Origin of the sequence: Chitinophaga sp. Ak27 (assembly GCF_012726295.1) — a bacterium.
Classification (GTDB): Bacteria; Bacteroidota; Bacteroidia; order Chitinophagales; family Chitinophagaceae; genus Chitinophaga.
This window is the reverse complement of record NZ_JABAOB010000013.1, coordinates 1-15,146: the sequence shown is the minus strand read 5'-3', so window position 1 is coordinate 15,146 and position 15,146 is coordinate 1. Positions and strand designations below refer to the sequence as shown.

The window sequence follows — 15,146 nt, the reverse complement described above, 5'->3', positions numbered from 1 at the left end:
AACGTACACATTTAGCGAACGTTGGTTGAACCGGCATTTCACATAATTAAGAAAATAAGCAGTTAATGATAAAGTATTTATTGGCATCTACCCTGTTGTTGCTCACCGGAAGTGCTTTTGCAGATTTGCGGGAAGACTCCCTGCTGAAACTCTGGTACCGGCAACCAGCGCAGCAATGGGTGGAAGCCCTGCCGGTAGGCAATGGGCGCATCGGCGCTATGGTATTCGGCGGCGTACAACAGGAACAATTACAACTCAACGAAGGGTTCCTCTGGTCGGGTGTACCCCGCAACGGGAACAACCCCCAGGCAAAAGAACTACTGCCGCAGATGCGGCAACTGCTGTTCCAGGAAGATTATCCCGCCGCTACCAAGCTGGCACGCCAGATGATGGGCACTTACAGTGCCCGGTACCTTACCCTCGGCAGCCTGTTGATTGACAACGATATCCCTGGAGAGGCCACACAGTACCACCGGGAGCTGGACCTTAACGATGGCATCGCCCGCGTTAGCTACCAGGTAAACGGGGTCGCCTTTACGAGAGAGGTTTTTTGCAGCTATCCCCAGCAATTGTTGGTAATACGCTATATCTCCTCAAAAGCCGGCCAGCTTAGCTTTCGCGCCGGCTTCAGCAATGGCATGCCGCATACCAACAGCGTAGTGAATAATCATTACCTCGTAATGAAAGGCCGCTGCCCGGAGTATGTAGCCGCCAGGGCCCATGAAACCAAACAAATTGTGTATGGCGATAAAGGCATTAACTATGAAGTACACCTGGAAGCCCGCAATACCGGCGGAAAAATAACAACTGATACCAATGGGATACAGGTATCCGGCGCCACAGAAGCCGTGCTCCTATTATCGGTGGGCACCAGCTTTAAAGATGGTGAACCTAATGGGAAAGACCCGCACCAGGCCGCCGCAGCACCCTTGCAAAAAACAGCCGGATATACACAACTGAAAAATAATCACGTTAAAGACTATACAGAATTATTTAACCGGGTATCGCTACACCTGGGTATCGACAGTATGGCAGCGTATCCTACAGATGAACGCCTGAAAGCATATACAGCACGCGGTGGTAACAGCGATCCCCAATTAACTACCCTGTTGTACCAATATGGCCGCTATTTAATGATTGCAGGTTCCCGTAAAAATGGCCCTGCCATGAACCTGCAAGGGCTTTGGAACAAGGAAATGCAACCACCCTGGGGCTCCAATTACACCACTAACATCAATACGGAAATGAACTATTGGCCATCTGAAACAGCCAATTTATCCGATTGTGGCGCCCCACTGTTTGAATTTATTCACCGCCTGGCTCAAAACGGACACGTAACCGCTTCTATTAATTATGGCGCTAAGGGATGGGTAGCACATCATAATTCAGATATATGGGGAATGACCAATCCGGCCGGAGGCTCCGATTTCGCCGACCCAAACGGCAATCCCACGTGGGCCATCTGGCCCATGGGAGGGGCCTGGCTTAGCCGCCACCTATGGGAACATTACCTGTTTACCGGCGATAAAAAAATGCTGCTGCAAGCGTATCCTGATCTTAAAGATGCTGCGGTATTCATGCTCGACTGGCTCGTGAAAAATGATGCAGGACAATGGGTCACGAATCCCTCTACGTCACCGGAGAATAATTTCCGGATCAACGGTAAACGCACCGGTACGGTGAGCATCGCCTCTACCATGGATCTTTCCATCATCCACGATTTGTTTAATAATGTGATGCAGGCTGCCACCGTGTTACAGCGCGATACTGCTTTGGTAGCCCGTATCCGCCGTACCATGCCAGATATATATCCGTTTCATACGGGACAATATGGTCAATTGCAGGAATGGTACAAAGACTGGGATGATCCGGAAGACAGCCATCGGCACGTATCTCACCTCTATGGCCTGTTTCCCGGCAACTTTATTACACCCAGAAGGGACACGATATTATCGGCAGCTGCCAAACGTAGTTTGCTGTTGCGCGGCGATGGCGGCACCGGATGGTCTAAGTCGTGGAAGATAAACTGGTGGGCGCGCCTCGAAGATGGTAACCACGCTTACACCATGCTGAATAAACAATTATTTCTTGCCGGCGGGCAAACCGTAAGTGTGGCCGACAACAGCGGAGGCTCTTATCCTAATTTATTTGACGCCCATCCGCCTTTCCAGATTGACGGTAACTTCGGGGTAACTTCCGGCATTACAGAAATGTTGCTGCAAAGCCATGATGGCGTAGTATACCTGCTGCCCGCGCTCCCAGATGCATGGCCGTCGGGCAGTGTGAAAGGATTAAAGGCAAGAGGCGGATTTGAAGTGGATATGGAATGGCACAAGGGACAGCTCGCGCATGCTATCATTAAATCGCTGTTGGGAGGTAATTGCCGTATTCGTACACGCGTTCCCATTACCATTAATGGAGAAGCTATCCGTCCCGCAACTGGTCAGAATGCTAATCCATTTTACCAGCTGCAAACGCCCGGAAAAACAGTCGTAAAAGATGCAACGAAATTGCCAGGGTTGCAGTTGGAAAAAGTATTTGAGTATGATGTTCCAACTGCGCCTGGTAAAATTTACCAGGTTTTATACACCGCGCAAAAAGCATATTAAAAAGTAGTGAGATGCGTTATTTCGTATGGTCGTTGCTGTTATATGTTTCAATAGTGGTACAGGGCCAGGTGCCCAATGTACAACAACTATTGAAAGATACCCGCCCTGCTATCATACGCCGGGCGCAATGGGCGCTGCAACAGGCGCCTCAAACTATTACCTCCTTTCGTTGTGAACGCAGCGCTGGCGGATTGCATGACTTTTATTCGGAAGGGGATTACTGGTGGCCCGATCCGGCACATCCGGATAGTCCTTATATTCAGCGCGACGGGCAAACCAATCCCGATAATTTCGTGGCGCACCGACAGGTAATGATCCGGTTTAGCCGTATAATGGGAGCGCTGGCGGCGGGTTACGTCGCTACCCGCGACAATATCTACCTGCAGCATGCCTTATTGCATGCACGGGCATGGCTGGAAGACCCGATTACCCATATGAATCCTTCGCTCTTATACGCACAGGCCATTAAAGGCCGTGCTACCGGGCGTGGAATTGGTATTATTGATACCATTCAGTTGATGGAAGTAGTGCAGGCCCTGCGTATTATGGAAGCGGCCGGAGCTATACCTGACCGGGATCTGCAAGCTTTTAAAAACTGGTTCCGGGAATACCTGCAATGGCTTACTACGCATCCGTATGGTAAAGACGAAATGAATGCGGCTAACAATCATGGTACCTGCTGGGTAATGCAGGTGGCCGCTTTTGCCCGGTTTACGGGCGACCAGCCATTACTCACCTTTTGCAGCGAGCGATATAAAACGGTATTATTACCCATGCAGATGGCGGAGAATGGCAGCTTTCCGAGGGAACTGAAACGTACTAAACCTTACGGCTACTCGTTGTTTAACCTGGATGCTATGTCTACTATCTGTCAACTGCTGAGTACTACTGGTAACAACTTGTGGCAATACACTACTGACAAGGGCTGCAACATAGTAAAAGGCATCGCATTCCTGTTTCCCTATGTAAAAAATAAACAGACCTGGCCTTATGCACAAGATGTAATGTACTGGCACAACTGGCCGGTAGCACAGCCTTTCCTCGTATTTGGTGCGGCGGCATTACACCAGGCGGAGTACTATCGTTTATGGCTTTCCCTCGACCAGGATCCCGCAACGGAAGAGGTGATCCGGAACCTCCCAGTCCGTAATCCAGTGATATGGTTCTGAGTGGTTAAAATTTACAATTATTTAAGATTTAAATGATTTATTTTGTTAATATAAATGATTAACTTTAGGATAACTATACACTATGCTTAAACTTTAGAGATATGAGTTGGATGGATGACTTGTATGTAATTTACCAGAAACTGGATGCCACCGGTTGTGAAGAGGTAAAACATAACATTTTAAAAGCCCAGATAGACGGTTGTAAACGTGGCGAAATTTATTTCCTGGTATTACAACAGCTGGTACAGATTAAAACAGACAAAGCGCCTGTTTACGAGTTGATTAAGGGAGAAGTAGAAAACATTATCCACTGTAGTAAAGGACAATACCTGAGTTAATTATTTTAATTCTTCTATCAGTTTCTGCACTTTAGGGTAATTGGGGGCTTCGGGAGGTATTTTTGATAACCATTCCCGGCATTGCTGCTTGCGGCCCTCTTTTAAATAACTTAAGGCCATATAGAATGCTGCATCATTGCGGAGATCGCGACTGTTGTTAAAAACAGCGAGCAGGTCTTCCCGTGCGTCATTCAGCTGGTTTTGATCGATGCGCGCTACACCCCGGTAAAATCGTGCATACAGGTTGCCCGGATTGGTTGTCAACGCGTTGTTCAGCAAGATAACAGCTTCATTGAAATGGCCGCGGTTGAACTGTCGGATGGCTTCTTCCGGCAAACGCAGGCTGTCAATATCCGGGATCTGCATTTCTGTGGAAGCAAATTGCCGGTAAATATTCTTTCGCCAGGGGCTTATATACAATAAGATGGCCATACCTGCTGCTATCAGCGCTGTCAGGATTACATAATTACGGATAGGTATTGCGGAATTATCTTTCAGTGTATACCAGGCATTGCGATGGGTAAAGAGCAAGTGTTGTATTTCATCGCGGTCGGTATCCGGGCATATCTTCTGGGCGAGCAGCTGCCGGATAATATCGAATCGTTTTACCTGTTGAGAGAAGGCCACATCGTTTTGGAGCCTGGTTGTAAATGCTTTACGTTCTGACTCATTCATTTGCCCGCTGAGGAAACGGTCAGTTTCTTCCAGGTTTTGATCCGACAGGCTATGCGCTTTTAATTTATTATCGATATCCCGGAACAGGCTGCGAAAGCACGAAACTCGCCTTACTGGTAACTCCGCCAGGGGGATGTTGGTCTCTGCAGAAATATCCGCCTGCAGGCAGCCATCGGTAAGCGACCAACGCAGCAATTCTTTACATTCGTCTGGCAATGCGAGGTAGTAGTGGTAGGCCAATCTTCTTTTTTCACCTTCCTTTAATACATCTTCCACATCCTGGATATCGTCCCGGCTCATGGTTGACAATTCTTCTGCTTCCAGCCCCGGAATACGTTGTCCACGTCTTTCCAGTTCCTGTTCCCAGATGCGCTTACACAGCAGTTGAAGAAAGGGTTCGAAGTCTGCCACTTTAAGGGGGTGGCGTCGGGCGAAGAAGTAAATATCCATCAATGCTTCTTCGAAGATGTGGGCGGCATCTTTGACATGGCCGCTTTTCTGCAGGATAAACCGCTTTTCTTTCGTGGCAAATCGCTGATAGATGTTCTCGATTACAGCAGGTTGATGTCGAAGCAATCCCTCAATATATTCCTGGTCGTTAGATATTAGTTCAGGTGACATACATATCGTTTTTGCCGGGTTCCTCTTTACTAAAAATATTAAACCTTGTCGAAGTAGCCTAATTATTTATTGGATAATAGCAGCAAATGCAATGCCTGTGCGGTGAAACTTGCAAGGAAGTTAAGTATCTTGCCAAACATAGCAGCTATAGTTGACAGTACCCAGTGAATATGTATCAACCTGATGAGGATATCAGCGAACTGGTATCAAGTTTTATCGCATCTCCGCAAGATCCGCTTTTACGGGAACAGGTGGCAGCCTTTGTGGCTGCTGATCCTGAGCAGGCTGTTTATGTAGAAAACCGTCTTTTGGCCTGGTTGGAAGAAGGTAGGTTTGTAAGGCCCATGCCACCTGCACCGGTGATGCCGGTAAATCACCATCGGTCTTTTTCCTGGAAATGGCTGGCGGCTGCTACCATAGCGCTGCTGATTATAGCGGGTGCCTGGTTATTGTGGGAAAAACAGCCAGCGGAAATGCTGTTATATACCAATCACACCGGACGCATAGATACCTTGCAATTGGAAAAGGGTAGTAGTAGCGTCATTACCAATAAGGGTACCACGCTTACCTATGCCGCGCAATTTGAGGTTACACCGGAGGTAAGCGTGATTACCGGAGATGCGTATTTTAACATTCACCGGGAACATCGTATCCGGATGAGGTTAGATGAACATACGGTATTATACACTGCCAATGCCGTATTCAATGTACATCGTACTGCTTCCGTTTTCCAGGTATATGTAGTAAAAGGAAGAGTAACGCTGGTGCCGGATAAGGGAAATAAGCTGCAGCTAACCGCCAATATGCAGGCCAAAAGGGAGTTACATCAACCTGTTCAGAAGAAGACCGTAAAAAGCCCTTCTTTACTGGCCTGGAAAACGGGCCGGTTGAAGTTCCGGAATGTCCCACTCGAGGAAGTACTGGATGCCGTAAATGGTTATTATGGCCTTGAAATCCTCGTGCCACCGTCGGCAGATCAGCTGTATAGACGACGGTTGACGGCTGACTTTGAGAATAAGTCAGCCGCTGAAATGCTGGGGCTGTTGCATAAGGCATTAAACGCGCCTATTGTAAAAGACAGTGCCAACAGGTATTATGTTACTATTAAGTAGTGCGGTATCAAGTAAGGTTTAAACCTGCATTTAATTTTTTGAGAATAGTTTTCAGATCGGAAAATGCGTCTGCTCCGATAATTGCTTCATATCCTGCCTGTATTTCATCTACGGCTTCGTATACATTGATCATAAACTCCTTGCCTTTTTCAGTCAGGAAAATGAGGCTGGCGCGGTTGTCGGTATCGTGTTTACGGCTGCTGATATAATTCTCTGCTTCTAGATTTTTTACCACTTTGCTCATGGCTTGCTTGCTGATGCGCGCTTTCCTGGCCAGGTCATTGTTGATGGTACCATGTGGGTCTATGTGTACCAGTAGGACCATGTCGCCCAGTTTAAAATTTTTATAGCCACGTTCCTGTATTCTTTCTGTAATGCGCTGGTCTATGTCTTTTTTGAACAGGTTGATCAGGCGGGCGAGGTTATCAGGTCTTTTGGTCAGGCATGCCTCGTATCTCGCATCTATTGTTGCGCTCATCGTATTGTAGGTTTAGTAAAAATGTGCAGTTGATAAAATCTCGTATCCTGGTACAATGCTACAAAAAAGCAACGGCTTTTTGCTATGCTTTCTGGAAAGCTATTGTTGGCAGGGCTATATAAGAAAGACCCACCACAGCGGCGGGTCTTTTAATATTTTAAATAGAGCAGTGTAAATTGTACGCGTAATCAGCCATTACGGTATGTGTTCAAATACGCTTTCTGCCCTGGTGTAGCATCTCAGTCCGACGATGGTATTGCTTATCCCCACCTTTACTCTTTGTGCAGACCTGATGCTGGTAGATGTCAGTCAATCAGAGCCTAAGGCCCCGGCTATTCCCATTTCCAGGCCTCTCAGTTCTGCCAGTCCGCGTAAACGGCCAATGGCGCTGTAGCCAGGATTGGTTTTTTTATGCAAATCATCCAGCATCTGGTGGCCGTGATCGGGACGCATTGGAATGGATACATTGCGGCGTTTCATGGTCAGCAGGATGTTTTTTACTACAGCAAACATGTCTACATCGCCTTCCAGGTGGTTAGCTTCGTGAAAGTTGCCCAGAGCATCCCGCTGTGTACTGCGGAGGTGAATAAAATGAATATGATCGCCCAATCGCTCTATCATTCCTGGAAGGTCGTTGTCGGCCCGTACGCCGTAAGAGCCGGTGCAGAAGCACAGCCCATTGGCGGCATAGGGAGCGGCAATCAGCAGTTCCCTGGCATCCTGCTCTGTACTTACAATACGGGGCAACCCAAAAATAGGGAAAGGAGGATCATCCGGGTGGATGGCCAGCTTAATACCCACTTCGTCTGCAATAGGTGCTATTTGCTGTAAAAAGTAAAAAAGATGCAGTTTCAGCTGGGTGGCATCTATACCTTTGTAGGTATCCAATGCAGCCTGAAACTGTTGCAAGGTAAAGCTTTCTTCAGATCCGGGTAAACCGGCAATGACATTTTTCTGGAGTAAAACCTTGTCTTCTTCAGTCATGCTGTCGAAATGCTCTTTGGCGCGGGCAATTTCTTCTTCAGTATAGTCCTTTTCCGCATCAGGTCTTTGGAGCATGAACAGATCGAATGCCATAAAAGCCGCTTTTTCAAAGCGCAGGGCTTTGGAGCCATCTTCCACGGTATATGACAGGTCGGTGCGTGTCCAATCCAGTACCGGCATGAAATTATAGGTGACGGTACGTATATCGCAGGCGGCCAGGTTACGCAGGGTTTGCTGGTAGTTGCTGATATAATCCCGGAAAGGGCCACGCTGCGTTTTAATATCCTCATGTACCGGTACACTCTCTACTACCGACCAGGCAAGGCCTGCTGCTTCCACAGCGGCCTTTCGTTTTAAGATCTCCTCCTTTGTCCATACCGCGCCATTGGGTACATGGTGCAATGCTGTTACTACACCTGTAGCTCCTGCCTGTTTAATATCAGACAAGCTAACCGGATCGTTAGGCCCGTACCATCGCCATGTCTGTTCCATTCTCAGCATAATGCAATACGTTTATTGTAAATCCAGAATTTTTAATTCCAAACCCCAAAAATATAATCTATCTACACATATACAAACTTTGATTTTAAATTTTAAGCGGCGCCGGATGGATCAGTAAGATCATGAGATCCATTACGTTGGTTTGCGTGGGCCCTGTAATCATTAACCCGCCTGCTTTTGAGAAGAAGTGCCAGGCATCGTTGTTACGCAGAAAACTATTTGGGTCCAGCTCGTGATTGACCGCATTTTCAATCGTAGATGCGTTTACGATAGCCCCGGCGGCATTGGTAGGACCATCGCCGCCATCGGTACCTCCGCTCAAAAACGTTAGCCTGGGATCTCCGGAAATGGCGATGCCCATCTCCAGCGCAAGCTGTTGGTTGCGGCCTCCCAGACCGGTTCCGGTTATTTTAACGGTGGTTTCGCCACCTGCCAGTAAACAGGCCGGTAAAGGCCCGCGGTAACGTTCCGATGCCTTGGTGAGCATAGCAGCTACCGCGTGTACATCTCCGGTAACGGTATCGGATAAAATCAGGGCATGGTAGCCCAGCGCTTTTGCCTCGGCAGCTGCAGCTTTCAACGCAATGCGGTTGGTTCCGGCCAGGTAGTTATACACATGGCTAAAGTCGGCGTCACCCGGCTTCGGCGTTTCAGCGATGAGGCCCGCGGCGCCTTGTTGCAGGTATTGCCACAGTGATGCAGGTAGCTGGTCCTGCAAATGGTATTGCTTAAGAATAGACAAGGTATCCTGAAATGTAGATGGATCGGCCACTGTAGGACCGGAACCAATAACGCTCAGATCATCGCCCACCACATCGCTTAAGATCAGGGTACATAGCCTGGCAGGACGAATGAGCTGTGCGAGCTGACCGCCTTTCACCGAAGAAAGGTGCTTACGTACGGTATTCATCTCCCCGATATCTGCTCCACTTTTGAGCAAAGCTTCAAATAATTGCTGCACTTCCCGCAGCGTACTACCTGCCGGTACATCGGCCAGCAATGCCGACGCGCCGCCGGATAGGAGGAAAAACACCAGGTCATCCGCCTGCACTTGGCGGGCTATTTCCAGCAGCTTAACGGTGGCGGTTACACTGTTTTCATCCGGTACAGGATGCCCTGCTTCCAGGAGCGACAGTTGCTTTAAAGGCAGTGCATGACCATATTTTGTCACCACCAGCCCCTGCAGGGGGAAGTGTTTACTCAATATCTTTTCCAGCTCCGCGGCCATGGCAGCAGCGGCTTTTCCTGCGCCCAATATCCACACTTTTCCTTCTGCCGCCAATGTATAGATATGGTCGGCCACCCGGATGCGGTGGGCGCCAGGTAACACAGCTACATGTTGCTGCATGAGGTTGGCCGGGTGTACTGCCGCTACCGCATACCGGAAAATCTGTTGAATATCGTGAACGGCTGTATCCATACGATAGGTTTAAAAGCTATTGAAGCGAATGATCTCAGCGTATTTACCAAGATCATTCGCTTCAACGGTGTATATTTTTGCCTCGTATATCAGGCGTTATTGTCCATTTTTCAGTTCTTTTTTCTGCCGCTTTTTTTCCATCCTTGCCTCCAGGTGCTCTTTCTTATTCATTTCCCAGTCATTCCACTTTTTGTATTGCGATGCGGTAAATACTGTTTTGAAACGCTGGCTACGTTCTGAATCGAGTGCTTTAAACTGGGTCATGCGCTCTTTTTTTGAGAGCGATGCGTTCTTTTTTACCGCATCCATCCGGCGAACAATGTCCTCATTTATAACATAGATCTTCTCCGTTTGGGCCCTGTTCAGGTTCAGTTTATGAGAGATTTTATCGGTTATCTTATTGGCACGTCCTTCTATTGTCCAGCGTCCTCTTGAAATAGCTGCTGTATCGTTTGCCTGTGCCTGGACACCGGTAGTTACTGCCACCAGGCAGACCAGCAGTAACAGCGTATAAGCGGAAATAATCTTCATAATCAGCGAGTATTATACGAATTTAAACAAACTTAAGGTGTAATCTTTTGTCAAATTATCCCTTTTTCGTGTGAATCCAAAATTTGGAATCCGGCTTTACCACTCATAAAAAATATGCCGTTTTACTAACAGCCACCTCAATGATTTACTATTTTTAGCCGATCAACGGAATCTGAACCGAAAACTATCGATTTACATGAAAAAAGCTTTTGAGAAACCCGTGCGCGCCCTGCTATCACGGTGTATAACCTATGCGCTGAACCGGCATCGCAGCAAATGGCTGGTGTTGCTGTTACTGTCGACCGGCTCTTATGTGCATGCCCAGGAAACTTTTCCTGTAAATGGCATTGCCGATCCCCGGGAAGGCTGTTTTGCCTTTACACATGCCACCATCATCAGGGATGCCCAAACTACCCTGAATAATGCAACGCTGTTGATCCGGGATGGAAAGATTGTGGAGGCGGGTACTTCCATAACCATCCCGAAAGACGCCGTGGTAGTGGATTGTAAAGGAAAGTATATTTACCCTTCTTTTGTAGATTTATACAGCAACTACGGCTTATCTGAGCCCAAACGCGGCGGCTCCGCCTGGAATGCGGCCCCGCAGTTTCTCTCTAACACCAAAGGGGCATACGGCTGGAACCAGGCAATCAGAAGCGAAATCAATGCGGCCGACCTGTTTGTGGCAGACGATGGAAAGGCAGCCCCCCTGCGGGAAGCAGGATTTGGCACTGTACTAACACAGCAACCTGATGGCATTGCCCGTGGCACTGCCGCCCTGGTAACATTGGCCACCGCGAAAGAAAATAAAGTGATGCTCCGCGAAAGAGCGGCAGCAGCATACTCTTTCGATAAAGGTACTTCCACACAAAATTATCCCAACTCGCTGATGGGCAGCATTGCCCTGCTGCGCCAGACGTATCTGGATGCGCAGTGGTATAAATCACAGCCAGCAAAAGAAGGAATCAACCTTAGCTTGCAGGCATGGAATGCCAACCAGTCCTTACCGCAGCTTTTTGAAGCCGCTGATAAATGGGATGTACTGAGAGCCGATAAAATTGGGGATGAATTTGGCGTACAATATATCATCAAAGCCAGTGGAAATGAATACCAGCGCATCCCTGAAATGGCTGCTACCAAAGCAACGTTTATAGTGCCACTTAATTTTCCCAATGCGATTGATGTAGAAGACCCTAATGACGCACGCTTCGTAGCACTGGCGGATATGAAACACTGGGAAATGGCGCCCACCTCGCCTGCCGCCTTTGAAAAAGCGAACATTCCCTTCTGTCTTACTGCCGCCGATCTGAAGGACGTAAAACAGTTCCTGGCCAATGTGCGCAAAGCCATCGCTTATGGGCTCAGCGAACAAAAAGCACTGGAAGCATTGACCAAAACACCAGCCACCCTGATAAAAGCATATGATAAAGTAGGGAGCCTGGAAGCAGGCAAACTGGCTAATTTCCTCATTACTTCGGGCCCTGTCTTCAACGATAAAACTATTCTTTATCAAAACTGGGTTCAGGGTAATCGCTATATCATCAAAGCTGATGGATGGAATGATGTTCGTGGGGCATACACCGTTAACCTCAGCAATGGCGCCAGTTACACCGTAAATATCAAAGGAACCCCGGTATCGCCCGCCCTGTCAGTATTACAACAGGACACCCTGTCCGGACATATCGATATCAATGGTAAACTCGTTGTCTTGTCGCTGCCACTGAGCAAAAACAGTAAAAGCAGCATACGCCTGAGTGGAATCATCAGTGATAACGGCTGGACAGGCACCGGATCTGATACCAGCGGCAACCTCGTAAAATGGAATGCAGTATTCGTTAAAGCAATATCAGAGAAAGATGATACAACAAAAGCAAAAGCGCCTGTAACGGTTGGCCCCATGTACTATCCATTCAATGGTTACGGCTGGGAAAAACTCCCGCAACAACAGGACCTGCTTATCAAAAATGCTACTGTCTGGACAGGTGAAAAAGATGGCAAACTGGAAAATACTGACGTATTGATCCGAAATGGTAAAATTACTCAGATAGGCAAGGGGCTGTCTGCCGGTGGCGCCCGGGTGATAGATGGTACGGGTAAACATTTATCTGCCGGTATTATCGACGAACATTCCCATATCGCTATCAGCAAAGGCGTCAATGAATCTTCCCAGTCGGTGACATCGGAGGTGAGAATTGCAGATGTGCTGAACCCCGAGGATGTTAATATTTACCGGCAACTCAGCGGTGGGGTCACTGCTTCACACCTACTGCACGGCAGCGCCAATGCTATTGGTGGACAATCCCAGTTAGTTAAACTCCGCTGGGGACAAAATGCAGAACGGCTGAAAGTCACCAACTGGGATCCGTTTATCAAGTTTGCATTGGGTGAAAATGTGAAGCAATCCAACTGGGGAGAGCGGAATACCGTTCGCTTCCCGCAAACCAGGATGGGCGTAGAACAAATATACATGGATGCGTTTACCCGTGCCCGTGACTACGAAAGACAAGGTGCCGGCAAACGTCGTGACCTGGAGCTGGATGCGTTAGTAGAGATATTGCACCAACGGCGGTTTATTACTTGTCACTCTTATGTACAGAGCGAAATCAATATGCTCATGCATGTGGCAGACAGCTTCCACTTCCGGGTTAATACCTTTACCCATATCCTCGAAGGATATAAGGTAGCAGATAAAATGAAGGCGCATGGCGCCGGCGCAGGAACGTTTGCTGACTGGTGGGCTTACAAAATGGAGGTACAGGATGCTATCCCTTATAATGCCGCCATTATGCACAAAGTGGGCGTAGTAACCGCCATCAACTCAGATGATGCAGAAATGGCCCGCCGGCTCAACCAGGAAGCAGCCAAAACCATTAAGTATGGTGGTGTGAGTGAAGAAGATGCACTCAAAATGGTGACCCTGAATCCGGCGAAACTCCTGCACGTAGATAGCCGTATGGGAAGTATCAAGGTAGGTAAAGATGCAGACGTAGTACTGTGGAGTGATGACCCGCTGAGCATTTATGCGAAGGCAGAAAAAACGATTGTAGATGGTATCGTAGAATTTGACCGGGAATACGACTTGCAGCTACGCAGCCGCATTACCGCTGAGCGCAATCGCCTGATACAGCGCATGCTGGCAGAAAAGAAGAAAGGTACGCCTACACAGAAAGCCACTTTTGTGCCAGATGAAATGTACCACTGTGAAGATCTGCAGGGAGGACACCAACAGGCGATCGGCTACTAGCCAGCCATTATTTTGAAACACTTTAAGCAAATTGCTCAATGAATAAAAATATTATTTTGCTGGGATTAGCCATGGGACTACACTCTGCCTATGCACAGGAAACAATTTCCCCAGCGCCGGCGCAACAAAAACCGGTTTACCTCACTCATGCCACCATTCATGTAGGTAATGGACAGGTAATTGAAAATGGTAGCATCGCTTTCAGCCAGGGAAAAATTACAGCGGTTGGCAGTAATATAGCGGCTGCCGGTGATGCTACCGTAATGGATTTGAAAGGACAGCACGTATATCCGGGTATCATAGCGCCGGAAACCAGCCTGGGACTGGTAGAGTTTGAAAGTGTACGTGCCACCATCGATCTCCGGGAAGTAGGTGAAATCAATCCGTCCGTTCGTTCTATTATTGCATATAATGCCGATTCCAAAGTAATTAATACGCTGCGCTCCAATGGTATATTACTGGCACAGATAACGCCGCAGGGAGGCCTTGTTAGCGGCGCCTCTTCCGTGGTGCAGCTGGATGCCTGGAACTGGGAAGATGCAGCCTATAAAACAGATAATGCACTACACTTCTTTATGCCCCGTCTGATACCGGTGGGCAGTGGTAGCGGGCCTGCTACTAACGACAGAACAAAAGCAGCCCTGGAGCAGATAGAAAAGGTAAGGACGTTTTTCCGGGAAGCCAATGCCTGGCTGAAAGAAGGGAAACACAGTGCTACCAATCTCAAATTTGAATCCATGCGCCGCCTGTTTAATAAAGAACAAAAGTTGTTCATTCACTGCGACCTGGTAAAGGAAATGCTGTTGGCCATAGATTTCGCAAAAGAGTTTAGTATAGATGTAGTTATTGTGGGAGGTACTGATGCCTGGCTGATTGCCGATATCCTGCAGAAAAGTAATATCCCGGTAGTGTTAACGCAGCCGCATAGCCTGCCCCTCATGCAAGATGATGATGTGGATCAGTCTTATAAAACAGCTGCGCTGTTACAGAAAGCCGGCGTATTGTATTGCCTGAGCAATGAAGGGTTCTGGCAGCAACGCAACCTGGGCTTTGAAGCAGGTACCGCAGCTACTTACGGACTTAGCAAGGAACAGGCATTGTCGGCCGTTACCCTCAATGCAGCCAGAATACTGGGTATCGATAACATCGCTGGTTCGCTGGAACCAGGTAAAGACGCCAACATTGCGGTGAGCAACGGGGATATGCTAGATATGAAGTCGAGTGTTATTACACAGGCGTTTATCCAGGGAAGAGAAATCAACCTGGATAATAAACAAAAGCAGTTGAATGTGAAGTATGAGCAGAAATATGGTTTGAAATAATTGGGGAGTAAGTATGGGGCTGACCAAAAAGGTCGGCCCTTTTCTTTGCAGAGAAAGGGCCGATTAGTAATTTTAATTACCACATTGAAATTACTATGGCCAAAACTAAGACTAAACAGGTATTTAAACAATATACGCCTAA

The 15,146-nt window shown here is 47.9% G+C and carries 11 protein-coding genes; 6 read left to right on the top strand and 5 right to left on the bottom strand.

Going from position 1 to position 15,146, the window contains the following annotated elements; translation table 11 throughout:
* Nucleotides 1-65 precede the first annotated feature (65 nt).
* The 3 genes from HGH90_RS30125 to HGH90_RS30115 all read left to right on the top strand — a co-directional run bounded on the left by HGH90_RS30125 (nt 66) and on the right by HGH90_RS30115 (nt 4,116).
* A complete protein-coding gene (locus HGH90_RS30125; protein ID WP_169192657.1) occupies nt 66-2,609 on the top strand; it encodes a glycosyl hydrolase family 95 catalytic domain-containing protein in 2,544 nt (847 codons plus the stop codon).
* A gap of 11 nt (nt 2,610-2,620) precedes the next feature.
* Nucleotides 2,621-3,778, top strand: a complete 1,158-nt coding sequence (locus tag HGH90_RS30120) for an alginate lyase family protein (protein ID WP_168766071.1) — start codon at nt 2,621-2,623, stop codon at nt 3,776-3,778.
* A 101-nt stretch (nt 3,779-3,879) separates the two neighbouring features.
* Nucleotides 3,880-4,116 carry a hypothetical protein gene (locus HGH90_RS30115; protein ID WP_168742774.1) on the top strand — a complete coding sequence of 79 codons (237 nt, stop codon included), beginning with the start codon at nt 3,880-3,882 and terminating at the stop codon, nt 4,114-4,116.
* Here HGH90_RS30115 and HGH90_RS30110 read toward each other — a convergent pair whose 3' ends face one another.
* The gene (locus HGH90_RS30110) at nt 4,117-5,412 is read right to left on the bottom strand and encodes a hypothetical protein (RefSeq protein WP_169192656.1); all 1,296 of its coding nucleotides are present in this window, start codon (nt 5,410-5,412) and stop codon (nt 4,117-4,119) included.
* 170 nt (nt 5,413-5,582) lie between these two features.
* On the opposite strand from HGH90_RS30110, the gene HGH90_RS30105 reads away from it, so the two are divergent.
* On the top strand, nt 5,583-6,524 hold the full coding sequence (locus HGH90_RS30105; protein WP_168766068.1) for a FecR family protein: 942 nt from the start codon (nt 5,583-5,585) through the stop codon (nt 6,522-6,524).
* A gap of 7 nt (nt 6,525-6,531) precedes the next feature.
* On the opposite strand, the gene HGH90_RS30100 is transcribed toward HGH90_RS30105, so the two are convergent.
* The 4 genes from HGH90_RS30100 to HGH90_RS30085 all read right to left on the bottom strand — a co-directional run bounded on the left by HGH90_RS30100 (nt 6,532) and on the right by HGH90_RS30085 (nt 10,438).
* The gene (locus tag HGH90_RS30100; protein ID WP_168766066.1) at nt 6,532-7,002 is read right to left on the bottom strand and encodes a MarR family winged helix-turn-helix transcriptional regulator; all 471 of its coding nucleotides are present in this window, start codon (nt 7,000-7,002) and stop codon (nt 6,532-6,534) included.
* A 309-nt stretch (nt 7,003-7,311) separates the two neighbouring features.
* A complete protein-coding gene (gene uxuA / locus HGH90_RS30095; RefSeq protein WP_168766064.1) occupies nt 7,312-8,487 on the bottom strand; it encodes a mannonate dehydratase in 1,176 nt (391 codons plus the stop codon).
* Nucleotides 8,488-8,572: 85 nt separating this feature from the next.
* Nucleotides 8,573-9,907 (bottom strand): glycerate kinase, encoded by a 1,335-nt coding sequence (locus HGH90_RS30090; RefSeq protein WP_169192655.1) that lies wholly within the window; start codon nt 9,905-9,907, stop codon nt 8,573-8,575.
* Nucleotides 9,908-10,003: 96 nt separating this feature from the next.
* Nucleotides 10,004-10,438, bottom strand: coding sequence for a hypothetical protein (locus tag HGH90_RS30085; RefSeq protein WP_168766061.1), 435 nt, complete (start codon nt 10,436-10,438; stop codon nt 10,004-10,006).
* A gap of 196 nt (nt 10,439-10,634) precedes the next feature.
* On the opposite strand from HGH90_RS30085, the gene HGH90_RS30080 reads away from it, so the two are divergent.
* The gene (locus HGH90_RS30080; protein WP_169192654.1) at nt 10,635-13,682 is read left to right on the top strand and encodes an amidohydrolase family protein; all 3,048 of its coding nucleotides are present in this window, start codon (nt 10,635-10,637) and stop codon (nt 13,680-13,682) included.
* Between the two features lie 38 nt (nt 13,683-13,720).
* Nucleotides 13,721-15,004 carry an amidohydrolase family protein gene (locus HGH90_RS30075; protein WP_169192653.1) on the top strand — a complete coding sequence of 428 codons (1,284 nt, stop codon included), beginning with the start codon at nt 13,721-13,723 and terminating at the stop codon, nt 15,002-15,004.
* The last annotated feature ends 142 nt before the right edge of the window (nt 15,005-15,146 follow it).